Source organism: Streptomyces sp. AC627_RSS907 (assembly GCF_019049165.1).
In genome coordinates, this window is the sequence record NZ_JAGMUE010000071.1 from 26,500 (window position 1) to 44,912 (window position 18,413).

At 67.6% G+C, this 18,413-nt stretch carries 18 protein-coding genes and 1 pseudogene; 7 read left to right on the forward strand and 12 right to left on the reverse strand.

Annotation, left to right across the window (positions count from 1 at the left end; all coding sequences use genetic code 11):
* Positions 1-117 precede the first annotated feature (117 nt).
* Complete coding sequence (locus tag KUM32_RS17560) at positions 118-933, reverse strand: ABC transporter permease (protein ID WP_217142853.1); 816 nt, start codon at positions 931-933, stop codon at positions 118-120.
* 48 nt (positions 934-981) lie between these two features.
* The gene (locus KUM32_RS17565; protein ID WP_217142896.1) at positions 982-1,977 is read right to left on the reverse strand and encodes an ATP-binding cassette domain-containing protein; all 996 of its coding nucleotides are present in this window, start codon (positions 1,975-1,977) and stop codon (positions 982-984) included.
* 503 nt (positions 1,978-2,480) lie between these two features.
* On the opposite strand from KUM32_RS17565, the gene KUM32_RS17570 reads away from it, so the two are divergent.
* Positions 2,481-2,843, forward strand: a complete 363-nt coding sequence (locus KUM32_RS17570; RefSeq protein ID WP_217142854.1) for a hypothetical protein — start codon at positions 2,481-2,483, stop codon at positions 2,841-2,843.
* 489 nt (positions 2,844-3,332) lie between these two features.
* Here KUM32_RS17570 and KUM32_RS17575 read toward each other — a convergent pair whose 3' ends face one another.
* The 6 genes from KUM32_RS17575 to KUM32_RS17600 all read right to left on the reverse strand — a co-directional run bounded on the left by KUM32_RS17575 (position 3,333) and on the right by KUM32_RS17600 (position 10,637).
* The gene (locus tag KUM32_RS17575; protein ID WP_217142855.1) at positions 3,333-4,013 is read right to left on the reverse strand and encodes a hypothetical protein; all 681 of its coding nucleotides are present in this window, start codon (positions 4,011-4,013) and stop codon (positions 3,333-3,335) included.
* Positions 4,010-4,570: a hypothetical protein gene (locus tag KUM32_RS17580; RefSeq protein WP_217142856.1), complete on the reverse strand. Its 561-nt coding sequence runs from the start codon at positions 4,568-4,570 to the stop codon at positions 4,010-4,012. The genes KUM32_RS17575 and KUM32_RS17580 overlap by 4 nt, the downstream gene beginning before the upstream one ends.
* Positions 4,571-4,688: 118 nt before the next feature.
* Positions 4,689-6,020, reverse strand: coding sequence for a sigma factor-like helix-turn-helix DNA-binding protein (locus tag KUM32_RS17585; RefSeq protein ID WP_217142857.1), 1,332 nt, complete (start codon positions 6,018-6,020; stop codon positions 4,689-4,691).
* Between the two features lie 8 nt (positions 6,021-6,028).
* Entirely contained in the window at positions 6,029-6,628 is a 600-nt protein-coding gene (locus tag KUM32_RS17590; RefSeq protein ID WP_217142858.1) for a hypothetical protein, read from the reverse strand.
* A complete protein-coding gene (locus KUM32_RS17595; protein ID WP_217142859.1) occupies positions 6,625-8,289 on the reverse strand; it encodes a DEAD/DEAH box helicase family protein in 1,665 nt (554 codons plus the stop codon). The genes KUM32_RS17590 and KUM32_RS17595 overlap by 4 nt, the downstream gene beginning before the upstream one ends.
* Positions 8,286-10,637, reverse strand: a complete 2,352-nt coding sequence (locus KUM32_RS17600) for an ATP-binding protein (RefSeq protein WP_217142860.1) — start codon at positions 10,635-10,637, stop codon at positions 8,286-8,288. Before KUM32_RS17600 ends, KUM32_RS17595 begins: the two co-directional genes overlap by 4 nt.
* Before the next feature lie 594 nt (positions 10,638-11,231).
* Here KUM32_RS17600 and KUM32_RS45310 point away from each other — a divergent pair.
* A complete protein-coding gene (locus KUM32_RS45310; RefSeq protein WP_374227528.1) occupies positions 11,232-11,420 on the forward strand; it encodes an AbrB/MazE/SpoVT family DNA-binding domain-containing protein in 189 nt (62 codons plus the stop codon).
* On the opposite strand, the gene KUM32_RS43510 is transcribed toward KUM32_RS45310, so the two are convergent.
* Both KUM32_RS43510 and KUM32_RS17610 read right to left on the reverse strand, forming a co-directional pair.
* Positions 11,401-12,198: a very short patch repair endonuclease gene (locus KUM32_RS43510; protein WP_254405720.1), complete on the reverse strand. Its 798-nt coding sequence runs from the start codon at positions 12,196-12,198 to the stop codon at positions 11,401-11,403. The two genes, KUM32_RS45310 and KUM32_RS43510, sit on opposite strands and share 20 nt — an antisense overlap.
* Before the next feature lie 4 nt (positions 12,199-12,202).
* Complete coding sequence (locus KUM32_RS17610; protein ID WP_217142861.1) at positions 12,203-13,555, reverse strand: DNA cytosine methyltransferase; 1,353 nt, start codon at positions 13,553-13,555, stop codon at positions 12,203-12,205.
* 119 nt (positions 13,556-13,674) lie between these two features.
* Here KUM32_RS17610 and KUM32_RS17615 point away from each other — a divergent pair, with 119 nt between their 5' ends.
* The 4 genes from KUM32_RS17615 (at position 13,675) to KUM32_RS17630 (ending at position 16,912) form a co-directional block, all read left to right on the forward strand.
* Positions 13,675-14,514 (forward strand): Eco29kI family restriction endonuclease, encoded by an 840-nt coding sequence (locus KUM32_RS17615; RefSeq protein ID WP_217142862.1) that lies wholly within the window; start codon positions 13,675-13,677, stop codon positions 14,512-14,514.
* A 79-nt stretch (positions 14,515-14,593) separates the two neighbouring features.
* Positions 14,594-15,244: an Eco29kI family restriction endonuclease gene (locus KUM32_RS17620; RefSeq protein ID WP_217142863.1), complete on the forward strand. Its 651-nt coding sequence runs from the start codon at positions 14,594-14,596 to the stop codon at positions 15,242-15,244.
* A gap of 136 nt (positions 15,245-15,380) precedes the next feature.
* On the forward strand, positions 15,381-16,058 hold the full coding sequence (locus KUM32_RS17625; protein WP_217142864.1) for an HAD family hydrolase: 678 nt from the start codon (positions 15,381-15,383) through the stop codon (positions 16,056-16,058).
* Complete coding sequence (locus tag KUM32_RS17630) at positions 16,055-16,912, forward strand: NAD(P)-dependent oxidoreductase (protein WP_217142865.1); 858 nt, start codon at positions 16,055-16,057, stop codon at positions 16,910-16,912. The genes KUM32_RS17625 and KUM32_RS17630 overlap by 4 nt, the downstream gene beginning before the upstream one ends.
* Before the next feature lie 172 nt (positions 16,913-17,084).
* Here the strand turns inward: KUM32_RS17630 and KUM32_RS17635 are convergent, their stop codons facing one another.
* Positions 17,085-17,510 (reverse strand): guanylate kinase, encoded by a 426-nt coding sequence (locus tag KUM32_RS17635; RefSeq protein ID WP_308408673.1) that lies wholly within the window; start codon positions 17,508-17,510, stop codon positions 17,085-17,087.
* Positions 17,507-17,950: pseudogene (locus tag KUM32_RS17640) on the reverse strand (ATP-binding protein); the annotation flags it as partial. The pseudogene KUM32_RS17640 and the gene KUM32_RS17635, both read right to left, overlap by 4 nt.
* 117 nt (positions 17,951-18,067) lie before the next feature.
* Here KUM32_RS17640 and KUM32_RS43515 point away from each other — a divergent pair.
* Positions 18,068-18,413, forward strand: a 346-nt coding sequence (locus KUM32_RS43515) for a transposase (protein WP_308408674.1), incomplete at its 3' end; no start/stop codon positions are given.

Here is an 18,413-nt window from a genome sequence, read left to right on the forward strand (position 1 = left end):
CGCGTGGTCGTGCGGACGGGCGGGGCGGGTGGGCAGCGGGGCGCGGTCGTGCGGACAGCCGGGCGGGGTCCGTCCCGTGGGTACGGACCCCGCCCGGCCGGGCTCGTCACCGGAGGGTCATCCGGCGTTCTTGCGGTAGGCGCGCATGGCCAGCGGGAAGAAGACCGCGATCACGCCGGCCATCCAGGCGAGGGTGCCGGCCAGGGAATCGGCGACCGGGCCGCCGTTGAGCAGACCGCGGACCGTGTCGGCCACCAGGGAGACGGGGTTGACGTCGGACCAGGCCTGGAGCCAGCCGGCCATGTCGTCCCGGGGGACGAACACGTTGCTGGCGAAGGTCAACGGCAGGATCAGGATGGTCATCAGGCCCTGCACGGAGGTGGGGTTCTTGATCAGCATGCCGAGGTACACCGAGATCCAGGCGAAGCTGAGGGCGAAGCCGATGAGCAGGGCGAGTGCGGCGAGCGCGGCGAGCGGGCCCGTCTCGACCCGGTAGCCCATGGGCAGGGCGAGGACGACCAGGGTGCCCAGACAGACGACATAGCGGACGATGTCCGCGAGCACGGCGCCGATCAGGGGACTGGAGCGGGCGATCGGCATGCTGCGGAACCGGTCGAAGATTCCGGTACTGGCGTCCGCGCAGAGCGAGGCGCCGATGCCGACACTGGCCTGGAAGACGGCCATGACCATGACCCCGGGGGTGACGAGCTGCAGGTAGCGGTCGGTGTCACCGCCGGACATGGCCTCCCCGAAGAGGTAGATGAACATCAGCAGGCTGATGATCGGGGTGAGGATCACATCGACCAGCTGGATCGGCGACTTCATGAACTTGGTGACGCCGCGGCCGGCGAGGGCGAGGCTGTGCTGGACGGTCTGCGCGAGGCCCACTCGGCCGGACAGCTCGGCGTGGGCGCTGAGGGGCTGGGTGCTCATGTCGGGGTCCTCTCGGAGAAGTCTGTGCGAAGCGGGGCGGCTCGGGTATCAGACGGCGACGGTCTGGCCGTCGGCGACCGGCCGGTCGTTGCCGATCGCCTGGTCGGCGGTGACGGCGGGGGCGTGTCCGGTGAGGGCCAGGAAGACCTCGTCCAGACTGGGCAGCCGCAGACCGAGTTCGTCGGCGGTGATGCCGGCGCCGTCCAGGCGGCGGGCGACCGCGGCGACGATCAGCGGTTCGTCGGCCGGCACGGTGAGGACACCGGAGTCCTGGGTGGGGGCGTGTCCGGTCAGTTCGGCGAGCATCCCGGCGACCTGCGGCACGTCGGCGGCCACGGTGGGCCGGACCTGGAGGATCTGGCCCCCGACGCGGCGCTTGAGCTCACCGGGCCGGCCTTCGGCGACCTTGCGCCCCTTGTCGAACACGGTGATGGAATCGGCGAGCTGGTCGGCCTCCTCCAGGTACTGGGTGGTGAGCAGCACCGTGGAACCGTCGGCGACCAGCCGCCGGACGACGTCCCAGACCTCCTGCCGGGCGTGCGGGTCCAGGCCGGTGGTGGGCTCGTCCAGGTAGAGCACCTGGGGCCGGCCGACCAAGGAGGCGGCCAGGTCCAGACGCCGTCGCATACCGCCGGAGAAGGTGGCGATCGGCTTGCGGGCCGCCTCGGCGAGGGAGAAGTTCTCCAGGAGCTCGGCCGCCCGCGCCTTCGCGTCGCGCCGGGACAGCCCGAGCAGCCGCCCGATGAGGACCAGGTTCTCGGCGCCGGACAGTGTCTCGTCCACGGAGGCGTACTGACCCGTCAGCCCGATCAGCTGCCGGACCTTGACCGGGTCCTTGACGACGTCGTGACCGCCGACCGTGGCGTGTCCCCCGTCGGGGCGCATCAGCGTGGCCAGGATGCGCACGGTGGTGGTCTTGCCGGCACCGTTGGGGCCCAGGACCCCGACGACCTTGCCGGCCGGCACCTCCAGGTCGACGCCGTCCAGAGCGGTGAAGTCGCCGTACCTCTTGACCAGTCCCTCGGCCCGGATCGCGTACGCCATGTTCCCCATCTCCCTCATCAGGTCCTCGTCGCTCTCGACGGCCCTGACGATGCCGGGCTCCGCTGACAGTCACCGGGCAGCGGGCTGACAGCGGTCGCCACCGGCTGTCAGCGGATGTCAGAGGACGCCGGTGCCCGGGGAACACGTACGTGGCGCCGAACGGAACGGCTCGGCCGCTCGCACGCGGGCCCTCCTGGAGGAGGGACGTATCCCGGAGGCGGAACACAGCGACACAGCGACACGGCGACACCGCGACGCCGCGACAGGTCGTCGGCGCGACAGCCGCCGTCAGGGCTCGCTCCCATCAGCCGCTCCCCCGTGGTGCGAGGTGCGAGGTGCGCGGCTGGACGACAACCGGCCACAGCCGAGCAGGAGTGGCTGTGCGGGAAACACGGCGAACTGCCGTACCACCTTTCCCCGTACCGGGCTGCTCTCCGGCCGGTACGATGCGCGGGCTTGGGCAGTGCCCACGCGATGGGGGGAGGGGCGATGGGGGAGGGGCGATGAGGACCAGGGACCCGGAGTACCCGGCAGCGGTCGAAACGGCCGTGGAGATCCTGCGCGAGCGGGCCCGGCAGGGACAGACCATCACGTACGGGGAGCTGAGCGCCGAGTTGGCGGCGCAGGGCTTTGACTCCGTCCCGCCTCACCGCGGAGTCATGACCTACCTGCTCAAGGACGTCTGCCTCCACCACAACGAAGACGGACGAGCACCGATGCTCTCGGCGATCGTGGTGAACAAGGCCAGCCGGGAGCCATCCGACCAGTTCTCCGGCCTTGCCCGAAGCCTGCCCTTCTCACGTTCGGCGAACTGGAGCTGGCGGGACGAGCAACAGCAGGTATTCGCTCAGCACCGCGAGCCCTGACACCGCCCCTCGCCCCACGCTGAGCCCCCCACCGGCTCCCCTTCGTTCCCAGCGCCGCCGACGACAGCAGGCTGCAACGGTCGGTACCCGCCGAATCCGGGGCACGGAAGGACTGGCCGAGGCCGACCTACCGAAGACCCGGCCCACAACAACGAGCGCGCCACTTTTCCCCACAAACCACTCAGGAACCCGACCCGCGATGCGGATCAGGCCCCTGACCTGGTACTTCACTGTCGAGGTGGCGGGATTTGAACCCACGACCTCTTCGTCCCGAATGAGGTTCGGGCGGGATTGGGGCCGGGTCGTTTGGTGTTTTGCCTGGTCAGGGTGTTGGGGTGCGGTGGTCTGGGGTGGTCTGGAAGGGGCTTGGGGAGCGGGTTGGCTCCCAGATGGCTCCCAGCGGGGCCTTGGCCAACGGCCGCCGAGTCCAGCCGCCTGCCGTATTGGCTCACACGAAATCCTCGGCGCCGTGGCACTTGACCAGCGGGCTCAGATCACCGTTGAGGGCGCGTGCTTGCTCAGGTAGCTCTTGAAGGTCTTCCTGATCTCCGCCTGGAGATAGCCTGCCTGCGGTGAGTTGGGCACCACGTCCGGCTCGAAACCTCTCTTTCGGGCGTCGAGGTACCGCACGATGCTCGATGACCTTGTGTTGGAGACGAAGAGCTCGTTCTGGGTGCGAATATCGGCGCGCAGCCCCTCGAAGTTCCGCGCGAGGCCGATGCCGAGGTTGGAGATGTAGTACTTGCACTCGACGATGAGGACGCACTGACTGCCTCGTGGTGCGACGCCCTGCGCCCGACTCAGGGCGGCTTCCTCGGCCGGCAACACCAGCACGTCGCACTCGTGCAGGACGCCCGACGAGCCGGTCACGTACACGCCGAGATGGACCTCAAGGGCGGGAGCACCGTCGAACTCGATCAAGGCGTGGGTGAAGGGCTGGCTGTTGCTGTACAAATGACCGGGCCCCGTCCGGAAGACAAGGTTGCTGGCCTTCGCCCCGTAGACGTCTTCGTAGGTGACGGTGGCACCGTGCCGACCCGCAGTGGCGACAATTAGGGAGAAGACGAAGCCCTCGTAGACGTCGGACGGCTTCGAAGCGGAGTCGTACGACACTGCCCCCGCCGCCAGAAGGCTCTTGATCTCGTTGACCAGGTCATCGACCGTGCTCAACTGACGACCTCCCTCGTCACATCGGCCAGTAGTTGACTGACGCGTGTACGTCGCTCAGTCGGCATCCGATCGCCCCGGAACTCCGTTCGGCTACGGCGCGATCGAGCGCTTTCGTCCGGCTCGAACACGACCGCCTCAGCGATGCTCCGGCTGCCGACATCGCCCTCGGGCTCGGTCCGGAGCGTCTTCAGCACCTCCAGTTCCATTTCAGGCAGTTCGACGAGTACTCGCCTCACCGCATCCAGGAGGAGCTGGACACGCTCTTCATCCGTCATGGCTCGCGTTGCGATGACCAGCGTTCCCCGCTTGCGCGATGCCTCGAACTCGACGAGACCAAGCACGCTGCGGTCCACGACCTCATATCGAAGCGCTGCTGCGGCCGGGCTCGCGCCAGGGGAGTCATCATCGCGGCGCTGTTGGCGTCGGCGGAGGATCTTCTCCTCAGGCACTCCCGCGGCGATTGCCGCGTCGACGTCGTCGAGCACCCAACTCAGGGCGGTATCTTGCAGTGCTTCGCGGAGCTGCTGCTCCACACGGCGCAGTTCGAACTGGTTCATGTCCCCCTCGTATCAGGAGTCTTCGTGTGAGGTAGCCGGCAAGTCTGCGGCTCCTCCCTTATATGGGCCAGTGCAAATGGCCCTGGGCTGGCCAAGGAACGCTGATGCCGACGCCGCGTCAGACGTTCACTGTCGGCGGCGCGGCGGCCTGCGTCCGCCGCGCCGGGCAGGTGTCCGGCGCGCAGCCGTGACCGACGCGCGCGGTGCCGTCGTCGAGGCGGAGGAGGACGGCGAGCAGACAGCCGTCGACGACCTCGAGTTCGAGCGCGTGGCGACGCAGGCTGGAAATCTGGGCGCTGCTGGTGCCGCGGCGGACGACGAGCGGTGAATGGTCGCCGGACGTCGCGAACGTGCGGGTCATCGGGGCCTGGCGCAGCCCCAGCCGCCAGGTCAGCCAGGTGTGCACGTTGACGCCGCTGCCGCGCAGGATGTCCCGGTTCACGGGGATCCGCACGCCGAGCACCTCGCCTTCGACGGCCATCGTGTCTGGCCGGACTGGTTCCTCCTCCTCCAGGGGGCGGGCACCGCGGGAGACGAGGTCGACGAGGCCGTCGGGGGTCTCACCGAGCTGGTCACTGAGCAGGCACTGCTTCAGGCGCCAGGGGGTGACCGGGTACAGTTCCGTCACTCTGGCGAAGAGTTGCGCCCGGGAGAGGGGGCCCGACTCGGTGACCACCGCGACCAACGCCTGTTCCGCAGTGGCGTACGTGGACGCCCGCAGGTGCGTCCACTCAGTCAGGGCCCAGGTGCCCTCGGGGCGGATCTGCCGAAACCGGTCGTCACGGCGCAGCGCCTCCCGCACGGCCGCGACGGTCGTCGCGGCCATCGGGTCGAGCAACTCGTCGGCCCGGCCCGGGCGCCCGGTCTCCAGCAGCCACAGGTACGCGGCGTCGCGCCCCCGTGCCTTGCGGCGAACCCAGTGCCCATCGGGGCTCAGGGCGAGCCGCGACTCGGAGTGGCTCAGGAGCCGCGCCAGGGGGAGACCCGCAGGCAGTCCGGCCTCGGAAGCCGCCTGGCAGAGGTCGTCGCCGCGGAAGGGCGCGGCGTCAACGAGACGGCGCAGGGCGCTGTCCAGCGCGCCGGGGTTGGCGGTCCACCAGCCGCGCAGGGGCCCGGCCCACGTCCGCGGCGCGTCCAGCCCCGCCGCAGCCAGCAGCTCGTCCAGCGCCACGTGGTCGACGATCCCGAGCGCCGCGGCGAAGGCTTCTCGCGGGGCGGCCGGGCCCGCGCCCGCAGTGCGGGCCGTCTCCCGCCAACCGTCCTGGACGATGTCCGCCATCCCCGCGAGCTGCTTCCGCGCTCGGTTCTGGATCTGGCGCGCGCGCTCGCGGCTCAGCCCAAGTGCCGCCCCGACCTCGTCCAGCGTCCGGCCCTGGGAACGGCCCGCGACGACGGCCCGCTCACGCTCGTCGAAGACCTCCCACGCCCTGACCAGCCACTCGTCCCCCATAGTTCCCCCTACATCTCGTTGAAATAGACGACCTGCACGCCGAGGAACTCGGCCACGCGCCGGTGTTCCTCCTTCTTCTCGGGCGGCACGGGAGCGCGGAACGGATCGACGACGCAGATCGTCCAGGGCCAGGTCTCCCCGTTGGACCGGTCGAGGATGGCCGGCCACACGAGGTGCTTGAGATTCGCCGCCGTGCCGGCCACGAAGTACCGCTCCTCGTCCTCCGTGCCGACCTCGCGGATACTCGCGCGCATCGGCTTCTGCTGGGTGGTACCCGGGATGACCTCCCAGCCGGGGCCAAGGGTCGCCGCGACCATCTGCTCGAGCGTCGCGGCCGGCCGGGTCACGTACTTGGCGTACTTGCCCTCGCCGCGCCGTGCCCGCTCGTACTCCTTCATGGGACAGTCCTTCAACCACGGGCGGATATTGGCCCGTTGCCCCACGAAGTCGAGGAGGCGGCCGCCGATCTCCGGGTCCTCCGTCCACTCCCGGTACAGGCGGGTGCGGTCCGCGTCCTGGAGGTGCGGCCACTGTGCCTCGTCAGCCTGGGCGTAGATCCGCGTGACCACGGCCTTCTCGACGGAGGGCGGGATCCTGTAGTCGGTCACAGTATTCCTTTCGGCAGAGGGAATTGGAGGCGGACTTCGTCCGCCGCGGTCTCAAGATCGGCGGCATCTTGGATCCACATGTCCATCAGGGAGCCGACCGTCTCGTCCTGAAACTCGATCCGGGAGACGTGCGGGAGCTCCAAGCGCTCGGTCTCCTCGGCCTCCAGCGTCCGGCGAAGGTTCAGCACCGCTGCGGCGCGACGGATGTCGGTCACGAAGTCGAGAACCTTCAGAGCCTTTTTGCCGGGGCTCAAACGCAGCCCTCGGCCGAGCTGTTGCACGAAGATCCGTCGGCTGTGGGTGACGCGCAGGAAGGCGATCAGGTTCACGTCGGGCACGTCGACGCCCTCGTTGAACACGTCAACGCAGGTGATCACCGGGACGCGGCCGAGACGGAACTGGTTAAGCAGGACGTCACGGTGACGCTTCGGCAAACCGCTGTGCAGGTGGGAGGCATTGGCCCACGCCGGATCCGAGATGGCGAGGAGGTCCGCCATGTGCTCGGCGTGCTCGATTGTCTGGCAGAACACGATGGCGCGGGGCTCGGCGGTCTCCCGCCACGCCGCCCGCAGATGCTCGACGATCTCCTCATCCCGCTGGGGGAGAAACAGACGCCGGTTGAGATCCTTGATCGAGTAGCCGTGACGACTGATGTCCTGGACGGCATCCCAGTCGACACCGTCCGCGTACAGCTTGTAGTCGACAGCCGACAGGTAGCCCGCTGCCATGCCCTCGGCGATGCCCATCTTGAAGCTAGGGCGGCCGAAGCGGGCGGTGATGTCGAATTTATCGCCGCGCCAAGGGGTGGCGGTTACTCCGAATCGTCCCGCAGTCCCACACAGATCGAGGAGTTCCGCAAACCTGCCGGTCTCGGCCACGTGGTGGGTCTCGTCGATCATGACGAGGTCAGGTTCATAGCCCGCGCGCACGGCGGATAGCGCCGACTCGACCGTCGCGACGACGACGCCGTCGAGGGCCCGGGGCTTGCTTTCTCCGGTAAGGAGGCGGGTGGGCACGCTCTTCGGGAGGTGCCGCCACAGCGCCCTTTCCAGCTGACCGACCAAGTCGCGCATGTGGGCGACGACCAGGACGCGCGCGTCCGGCCGCGACGCCAACAGGTTCCCGACGACCTCGCCGCCGACGACCGTCTTTCCCAGCCCTGTCGCCAGGACCAGCAACGCCGTCCCCTCGGTGCCGAGATCCCGCTCGATCGCGGCCACGGCCTGTTCCTGGTACGGCCGCAGGGAGTAGAGGGCGGGCACGCGATCGGGCATCCTCTGACCGATCGCGTCCAGGGTGGCCCCGTGCCACAGGGCGATGTCGACGCCGATCCCTGCCAGCGCCTGGCGCCGCGCCTCGGCTGACGCGGTGATGTCCGTGTTGGTCACCAGCACGGCCTTGTCAGCCCGGTAGTGGGTGCGCGCGCGTTCGAGGTCGTCGACGCCCGCATGGTCGGCCGTGCCGTGCGCCTTCCACTTGCTCTGAAACACCCACTGCTCCCGGGCGCGGACCGCGAGCAGGTCGGCGCCGTGGTCGTGAGCGCCATCGATGACGCGGACGTCCTGAAACCCCAGGTGCCATAGGGTCCGTTCGAGCGCCTTGGTCAATCCCTCCGGGCCGCCGTCACGCAGTTCGGCGGCCCTTAGGAACACGGCGCTCATCCCTCGCCAGCCAGCTCGTCGCGCAGCAAGGCGATACTCAGGCGGGCCCGCCGCAGCTGCTGGGTGGTCGCCCCACCCGCGAACGTGCCGAGTGTCGCCACGTCCGCGAGGCAGCCCGTGACTCGGGCCAGGCTCAGCGCCTTTCCGGACGGGGACGACACCCCGGCGTACGGGCCACGGAAGACGGCGCCGTCCATAAACGACTCCGGCATCGCCTGGACGAGCCGGACCAGGGCCAGTGCGGGCATGTGGTGGACGAAACCGGAGTCCCGGCCGAGACGGCCGACGAGGCCGACCCGTCCGGCGGCGATCATCGCCTCCTCGGTCGCGTGCTCCTCCTCATCGGAGAGATGACCGTAGGCCGTGGTGCAGCTGCCGCTCTCATCGAGGGCCTCGGCCACGCGCTCGCGGATCTCCGAGAGAAGGTCGCGGGCCTCCGCGCCGACTGTCGTGCCGTCGAGCACGCTGTCCTGCAGGGACTCGGCGCGGATCGCGGCAACGAGCTGAGACGGGCTCCAGTCGGAGCGCGCCCGCACTTTCAGGACGGCGCCCAGTTCGACCAGGAGGAGGTCAGCGTAGTCCGCGCCGAACCGCCGGAAGGCATCGTGCTCGGGGTCGACGAGGGCGGTGAGTTCGTTGCCGGACCGCTGGTCGAGGAGGACCGGGACGGGCAGCCTGTTGTCGTCGAGGAGCCGCTCGCCCGGCTTCAGTAGCAGGGTCCGCACCTTCACGTAACCGAGCTCGGAGTGCCCGAACGACCGGCTCAGGTAGGTGTGCGGCGACGCCGCGCTCTCGTACCGGGCCAGGCGCTCGCCACGGGTCTCCGTCTTCTCCTTGACCGCCACAGCAGCCGGGGCTGGCAGAGTGGCGACAGTCGTTTGCTCGGTCTCGAGCTTGGCGGCACCGGAGGCGGGGATGTCTGCGGGCAGGCCGAGGGCGCCCAGGACAGCCTGCTCGTCGGGCTGCGCCGGCACACTGGCCGCAGTCTTGGCCTCCTTGCCTCGCTTCTTGATTTCCTCGTGCCGCAGGACCGCCTGCCACCAGTGTTCGTCGGTCTGGAACTCGGAGACGCCTGCCTGGAACTTGCGGCCCCAGTCCCGGGTATCCGCGTGGATCGGCTTGTGGCCGTCGCCGGGGACGAGGCAGCGCAGGCCCGCGTCATTGCGGCGGAAGCCCTTGAAAAGCAGGGCCAGCGGACTCTCGTTCTCCGGGTAGCCGAGCTTGCGGGCGCGCTGGGGCTGGAGCGGAGCCAGGCCGCGCAGCAGCTCCACAGCGGTGAGCCAGCTGCGATCCCCGTACTCGAAGGCGTCCTTCTGGTAGGTGACGGGGACGTGGTCCAGGTGGATCTCACCGATGAGACGGCCGCCCTGGTGGGCGAGCTCGACCGGGTACTCGGGCTCCTCGTTCCCCGCGATCCCGTCGGGGTTGTTCCAGGTGAAGAGCTGCTTGTCCCAGCGCAGGATCTTCCGGCCGTTGCGCAGGAAGTCGATCCCGTACTCGGTCTTGTCGAGATAGCGCTGGACGCCGAGCCAGCCGTGGATCCGGCGCTCGCGCACGGTCAGATTGCCGCTGCCGCAGACCGAGCAAACCTCGCCCGAACCGATCTGCCACTCCCCGCAGTCCCGGCAGGCGATCCCATCCTGGAGCTTCTCGTCGATCGGGATGTAGGCGGGGATCCGCTCCTTGCCGTTGTAGAGCACATATCGGTCGTCGCCCCAGCGGCAGTGGCGGACCGGCTTGACGCGGGTCCCACCCACGTAGAGCTCGAAAGGGTGCTCGGTGAGGATCCACGAGTACACAGAGCCCAGGGTGTTGCGCAGTGAGGCGCCGTTGCGGCGCAGCCACTCGGCGCGCGTCCGGTGCAGGCGGTCGACGATGATCCTCGTTCCGTGCTGGGACGGGTCGGTCTTCGGCTCGGTGATGTCCTTCGCCTCGAAGTCGTCCTTTATCTGGTCGAGGTCGATCTCGACGCCGATCCACTCCGTGTCGCCCGCGCGGGTCGTCAGGACGCGGGTGCGCCTGCCGAGGCGGGCGGTCGAGATGTTGAAGCCCATGCCGAACAGGCCGAGCTTGTCGTGCATGTCGTTCCCGGACCAGCCTGCCCGCACCGCGCGCGCCAGCCGGTCGTACGACATGCCCCGCCCCGTGTCGCGGACCTCCAGGATCCCCTTCGGGGACGACGGCAGGGTCACGCTCACCGTGAAGCCGTCCGGCCACTCCGTCCCCGCGCGGAGGATGTCGAGGAAGTCATCGAAAGGGTTGTCGACGAGTTCGGCCACGCACTGCCACTCATCGAAGTCGATCTCGCCCAGCATGCTCAGCACGCGGGCGGATGGGGTGATCTTCACTCCGGCGGAACCCTCCTGGCGGATCGGGACGCTGTCACGGCGGCCGCGGCGTGCGTAGGCACGGCGAAGCCGCCCGACTCTCATGAGCCGAGCTTTCGATCTCGAGAGTAGGGGGTGCCACTGACAATCCGGTCGTAGTTTGCGGACCCCGGCGAATCGTGTGGCTACGGGGACGGGGAGGAACACATCAAACCCGTGTGAACAGGGATAATCCGGTCCCGGATGGTGAGGGGAGCGGGCGGCTGTAGCGGCCGCGGCCTTCTCGCGCACCAGGTCCGCGACGCGTTCCACAGCGACATCAGGGTCCTCGTGCTCGCAGAGCCGCAGTACGTCTCAGCCCCCTCGGCGAGGATCTGATCCGCCTCGACGTTCCGGATCAAGGTGCGGCGATCTTGCCCTGCCAGAAGCCGCTTGGTCGTCGCTGGCCAGCAGCGGTCGCTCGCCTCACTGGCCCCGTGCCCGTGTCTCGGCGGACTCCGTAGCCACATGTCGCGCCAGCGTCGACTCACACCACACGGCTAAACAGTTGCCTCACCGTCGCTGCTCCCCTTTGCGCCCGGCCCTGTCCCGCTCCATACATGAAAGACTGGGGTGATGATCCAAAGTCCATCCGAAGTCACCGTCGGCGCCGACGGCACGGTGGCCCTACCCATGAGCATCTTGGCCGAGGCTGGGATTAACCCGGGTGAGACATTGCTGGCTCACAGTGACGGGGATGGCAGAATCGTCCTTCGTCGTTTGGATGACGCTGTCAGTGACCTGATCAGTGGGCGTCTGCTGTAGCGACGAGGTGCGCTGAGCCACGCTTTCGCCGGACGGCGTTCTCGATTTGAGCTGCTGCTCGGGCCGGGTCGTCGTGCTCCCATACGCGGATGACTGTCCATCCGGCCGCCGCCAGCGTCGCGTTGGTCTCAGCGTCCCTTGCTTTGTTGCTGTTGATCTTCTCCCGCCAGAAGTCCGCGTTCTTCATGGCGGGCCGGTAGTGGTCCGGGCAGCCATGCCAGAAGCAGCCGTCCACGAACACCGCGATGCGGTCGCCTGGGAAGACGAGGTCGGCCCTGCGCCGGACATCGGCGATTGGCCGGATGTCGACTCGGTAACGCATGCCGCGGCGATAGAGCAGGCTGCGGAGTAGTAGTTCCGGCTTGGTGTTCTTGCTGCGGTTGCCACGCATCGAGGCCCGCACGTCGAGCGACGACGCGGTTGACTCGGGAGGCAGCTTTTCTTCTGCTAGGAGCCCCTTCACCCGCGCTTGCCGCCATGCCTCAGCTAGATTCTGTTTGCGTGAATCGGACTCGACTTCGCAGACGTACCTCTCCTCGGTCCTGCCATCGTTTGACCAGCGCAGATAGGCGCGAATGCGCCGTGTACTCCGGTACAAGCGGAGGGTGATCGAGGCGCGTGCGAGGCGCCCGTCGCCCAGGTCGACATTGCGCCGATTGCGACCGCCGGCGGCGCGGTCCTGTTCGATTGCTGGCGCGGCCGCGCCAGCTCGACGCTTGTACGCACGCTCCGGGGGCAGCCTGTCCTTCCAGTGCCCTCCGACCCCTATCTGCGGCATGATTCTAGTGTCCCGCTGCGGCCAGGGCGTCGGCGACGGCCTTCGCGAAGAACTCGCCAAGAACGACCGGAACCGCGTTGCCCAGTTGCCGCATCTGTTCGCCGCGGGGGCCTGAGCCGTGCCACTCGTCTGGGAACGTCATCACTCGAGCCGTCTCGCGCACGGTCATGTAGCGGTGCAGGTGTTTCCAGCCATCCGGCGACGAGGTGTCGGGGATGCGGTCGTCGAGCAGCATCACGGACTCGCCGCCCGGCACGCCGTGAACGCCGGCCTTGACCGTCTTCGCGGGACGGTCCAGTTCGTTTGGGGTGTGACCCTTATAGATTCGGGCCCCAGGCCATCCGATGTGACCTACGACATCGATCTCTCGGCCGAAGTCGGGCTTCTCGTGGAGGCGATCCAGGTCGACAGGGGGCAGCGCCGGAAGTTCCACGTCTGTGCCGTAGCCCTGGATGGCGTCACGCAATGTGCGCCACGGTTGGCAGTCATCCTCCTTGATCACCTTGGGAAGGCGTGCGCGCACTCGGTCGCGAACATGGTCCTCCACGTCTGGGTGGCGCTTCCAGTAGGGGCCGTCCTCGTCGCGCATGGACCGGAATAGAGCCGCCTCAGAGAACCTTTCCGTCTTGACGTACTTCTCGAAGGCATCGACATCCACGCCGAGGTCTGCCCGGAAGGCCACGATCATGACCCGGTTACGTACCTGTGGGACGCCGTACTTGGCGGCGTTGACCGGCACCACCACGACCTTGTAGTGATCCGGGTCACTGTCCTCATCGGATAGTTGGTCGAGGATGCGCGTTAGGTGGGTGTTGTGGTCCTGCCACTTGACCTCATCCACGCGCTTCTCAAACGGAAGGCACAGTTCGTTCTGGATGTATTGGAAGTACTCGGCGAACGACGGCCGCAGGAGCCCGCGGACGTTTTCGCAGATAACCGCCTTCGGTCGCATCTCCCGCACGGCCTTGAACATGGCGGGGAACATATTGCGCTTGTCCTCATCGCCCTTGGCGACCCCGCCAGCACTGAACGGCTGGCATGGAGGGCCTCCGGCGAGGACGTCGACCTCGCCCTGGAAGGCGCTGAGGTCTAGGTCGCGCACGTCTCCCGGGTAGAGGGGGGCGGGCTGCCCCGGCTGCGGCGGCTTGGGGTTCTTGTCCTCGGTGCGTTCCAAGCCGTCGACGCCGAGGGTCTTCCGCGCGCTCGCGATGAGCGTCTCGCAGGCTCGGTTGTTGAACTCGTTGAACAGGAGTGGGCGGAAGCCCGCTTGGTGGACCGCCATGGCAAGGCCGCCTCCACCCGCGAAGAGTTCGACGCTGGTCCGAGGCTTCTTCGGTTCTTCAGGCAGGTCAACCATGAGGAAACCATACCGCGGAGTTGGTGATCATGGCGGCTTTTCGCTCGAACGAGTCGCTCGTAAGTGACCAAGACCATAGGGTTCTCAGTGATCAACGCGGTAGAAGGGGGCTCAAGAGCATGACGCAGGCGGCCAGGTCGGACGGCCGTGGCACTTATCACGATGACTTCCGACTGAGCATCACCAAGGCCCTTGGCGATCAGCTGGCCAAGGCGCTGAAGCACCTCGGTCGGGCCCCGCTCGCCGATCAGTACCTCGCCAGTCTCGATGAGCGGCCCGGCGTATACCAGCTCTACCTGCACGGTGAGTTCGTCTACGTAGGCAAGGCTGACAAGTCCTTGCCCGGTCGACTGGCTAACCACCTACGGAAGCTCTCGGGCCGGCGTAACGTCGACCTCCGCGACGTCACCTTCTCCTGCCTGTACGTCGATGAGGACTTCTCCGCCCTGGCGCCCGAGCAGCTGCTCATAAGCCACCACAAGGAAATGGGCAACATACCGTGGAACAACAACGGGTTCGGCAATAAGGACCCGGGGCGTCAGCGTGACAGCACGGTCCTGAAGAAGAACCACTTCGACGTCTTATATCCGATTGACCTGGATCGTCCCGTCGAGGGTCTGGAACCTGGGCAGATCGTGTTGAGTTCCTTCCTTAAGGCGCTCAAGAACGGGCTGCCTTACAACTTCCGGTACCTCGAACCGCCGCGCTCCAAGGCGACCTTCTTGACAGTGCCACAGACTGGCCTCTCCGCTGACCAGGCGTTCCGTATGGTCTCCGCGACGCTTCCAGAGAAGTGGCAGATCACTGCCCTCATGGGGTACGTGATCATGTACTCGGACTCCCCGAACGAGTACAAGAGTGCCTGGCGGTACTACCGGTCTGGCGAGGTGGTCGAGAGCGAGCCCGAGGCGTCGCTCGAGGAGATCACCCAGGATGATCTTTTCGACGCCGATGAGTGACCGGAAACCGCAGTAGCCGTACATAGGCCCTCCCCCGGTAGACATCTTCCAGGGTGGGTCGATCAAGGATCAGGAAGCCATGCCCGCCGAGTACACCCCCGCGAGGTTCGACCCTCTGTCGACCGAGCAGATCGCGATCACCATCTGTGAGACCTTCGAGCGGCAACCTCTGGTCTCCATGACGCACGAGATCCCGAGGTTCGAGGGCTCCGGGCTCTACGCCCTGTACTACCGCGGTGCGAGCGTAGACCTGTACCTCCCGCTGGCCGGCCTTCAAATCCCCGTCTACGCGGGGCAGGCGCTTTCCAGTAACAGCGCTACCGGGGAGAGGGTTCGGGAGCGGTACCCCCTCCATAGCAGGCTCAAGCAACACCGTCTGTCGATCATGGAGGGTGGGCTGCCGATCGCCGAGTTCCGGTTCCGGGCTCTCCTGTTGCCTGACGTGCACGCCGATCTGGGAGAGAACGCGCTGCGCGTTGGATACACGCCGGTCTGGAACAGCAAGCTCAAGGGCTTCGGTAGCAAAGAGCAGGGGGCGACGACCCGCCAGAGCAAAAAGAGTAAGTGGGACACGGTGCATGACGGACGTCGGCGTACTCACGGTGGCATCGTCCACGACGTTTACAAGCTGGTCATGGAGGTCGAGGCCCACATCGCGCAGCAGGTGAGCGACTACGACGAACTGCCGTGGCCGCACCCCGCCACCGAGACTTACCTGGACCTTGCGTGAACTCGACGGCCGCCGGGTGTCACCGAGCTGGATGAGCCAGGATGACCAGGGCCACCGCACCTCACGCGGGCAGGCCGTTCGCTGCCCGAAGGCCAGGGTTGCCCATAGCGCTGTCCCTCTCGCATTAGGGTGCGGGATGTGCAGCTGCCTCCTGGTTCTCTTCGACCTCGACAACACACTCGTGGACCGGCGAGGCACGCTCGCCGACTGGGCGGCTGAGTTCACCGCCTGCCACGACCTGGGGGACGAGGAGAGGGAGCACGTCCTGAGCAGGGTGGCCGAGCGGGCGTATCCGTCCACCTTTGACGCGATCCGCATCCGGTATCGGCTACCCTTGTCGGCTGCGGAGTTGTGGCGAGCGTACTGCGCCGACATCGCGGCCATGGTGTCGTGCCCCGCCGAGACCCTCGACGGCTTGGACGAACTGCGTGCGGCCGGCTGGCGGGTCGGGGTGGCGACCAACGGTGCGTCGGACATCCAGCGCGCCAAGCTGTGGGCAACTGGTGTTGCCGAACGTGTAGACGGCGTCTTCGTCTCCGAGGAGGCTGACGCCCGAAAACCGCAGCGCCAGCACTTCGCCCTGGCTGCGGCCCGCTGCGGCGCTGTCCTGGGCGACGGCGGCTGGATGGTCGGCGACAACCCAGTCAACGACATCGATGGCGGACGTTCCGCGGGTCTGCGCACAATCTGGGTCAGCAACGGCCGCTCCTGGCCGCTGGAGGACCCCGGGCCCGACCACACGGTGCCGGACGCACGCGCCGCCATCGACCACCTGCTTCTACACCCCGCAAACCGCGCAAGGACCAGGGCATGACGTACACCATTGGACTGCTGCACCCAGGCAGCATGGGATGTGCCTTCGGCGCCCAGCTGCGCGCCGGAGGCCATACGGTCCTGTGGTGTCCCGATGGGCGCAGCAACGCAACCCGCCACCGGGCCAAGCAGGCGGGCCTCGAACCCGGGACGTTGCCCGAGCTCGTCTCCCGCTCCGACGTGCTGCTCACCCTCTGCCCGCCGGCCGCTGCGGAGGACGTTGCCGCCCAGGTGGCCCAGCAGGGCATGCTCGACACGAGCAGGATCTATGTCGAAGCGAACACCGTCGCGCCGCCGCGCGTCCAGCGCATCGCCGCTCGCCTGGCCCCCATGCCGGTCATCGATGCCGCAGTGGTCGGATCGCCTCCAGTGGGCGGAAAGACTCCCACGCTGTACCTCTCCGGCCCTAGCAGCCAGGCCGACCGGATCGTCGAGCTCTTCGCGAGAACCGATGTGCGGACCCACGTGCTGGGCGACAGCATCGGCCAAGCGCCGGCGCTCAAGCTTGCGTACTCCAGTTACCAGAAGGTCTCCCGCGTCCTCGCCGCCGTGGCGTACGGAGCAGCCGAATCGTACGGAGTAGCGGACGAGCTGCTGGTGATCGCGGCCAAGCGCACCCGAAGCTACCTTCTGGAGACCGACTACATCCCCAAGGCCGCAGCCCGCGCCTGGCGTTGGGGCCCGGAGCTTGAGGACGCAGCGGCTCTGCTCGCAGACGCCGGCCTGCCGGATTCCCTGCTGCACGCCGCTGCCTCAACGCTTGCTCGGTGGGATGGCAAGAGGGACGAGCGGCTCGATGTCGCCGAGGCACTGGAGGCCCTGCGCGTTGAGAGGGACCTGGACGGGCCGAGTTGAGCAGATCGCATCCGCTGGGTCGCTGGCGTCCTGGCTGTCAGGCTCGATGCGACGTGGCGCGGACGATGTCGTCGATCCTCTGCGCTGCCTCAAGGGGAGCCGTCGTATCCGTGTCCACGCGCAGCTCCCACTGAGCCTGCGGATGAGCCGCAAGATCGGACTCGGTGACGTCTCACGCGGCCAGCCGAGCCGCCGTGTCGGTGTTGCCCCGTTGTGGCGAGCGTCGGGCGGTGGTCTCTCTGGAGCACCACAGCAGAACGCGTACCCAGTTTGCCGGGAAGCGGGCGGTCACCTGCTCCATCCCCACTATCTGCCCCAGGAGGACGATGGGGATCCTTTCGGCCTCCATGACCTGGTCGAGGCCGGGGCGGTCGACGACGTAGATGTTGCCGTACCGCTCGTTGCGGTAGATGACGTCGCCACGTGCCTCCAGGTCGGCCAGTTGCCCCGGTGTGCCCATTCGGTAGCCTTTGGTCTTCCCTGTCCCGATCTTCAGGCGGCTGAACGGCACGTATCGCGCATCGAGTTCACGGAGTACATCTGTGATCGTGTCCTTGCCTGCTGCCGGCGGTCCGTACAGCAGAATGCCCTGCCTCATTGGAACACCGTCCCGAAGACCTGGCGCACCTGGTCCGTGAGCGAGATCGCGGCTCCGAGCCGGTTGTCGACAACCAAGTGCGGTACGACGGGTCGCCGTTCGAGATCTATACCCGCGGCGTAGGTGTCCCAGTTCTGGAGTTTCCAGCTGTCCCGGGCGGCGGATCGGAAGCTGATGTATTCGTGCATCGTCTCGATGTCGCACTGGATCCAGACGACAACGACGGTGACTCCGCGTGCTTCGCAGCGGTTGATCAGGCGGCGCATCCACCGGGCATCTGTGGCTTCGGCGATGAACGGGGCGGAGAGTACGGTGCTGATCGCGCAGTCGATGTTCGCGTACGCGGTCTCCAGCAGGCACTGGTACTCCAGCGGGCGGACCTTCTCCCGGTAGAGGTCGGTGTGCCGGTCATTCGGGTCGCTACCCATCTCCACTAGGCCGTGTTTTAGGTCGGGATTCTGATCCACGCCTCGTGCTGTGATGATCACGTTGTGGGGCGTGGGGATCTTTCTGGTGAGCAGTGGTCTGTGTTGGAGTCGTTGCTTCCTGCGGCGGGTGTGAGTCGCAGGTCGCCGGGTCGTCGGCGGCTGGTGGACGGTGTTCGGTGGCGGGTGCGGACGGGGGTTCCGTGGCGTGATCTGCCGTCCGAGTACGGTCCCTGGCAGACCGTGTACGGGCTGTTCCGGCGCTGGCAGCGGCAGGGTGTGTGGTTCCGGCTGCTGGCGCTGTTGCAGACGAGGGCCGACGCGGCCGGGCTGATCACCTGGGAGGTCAACGTCGACTCCACGATCTGCCGGGCTCACCAGCACGCGGCCGGTGCCCGCCGGGACGGTGCCGGGCAGAAGGAACCGCCCGGCGGGGTCGCCACAGAGCCGGACGACCACGGGCTGGGCAGGTCACGGG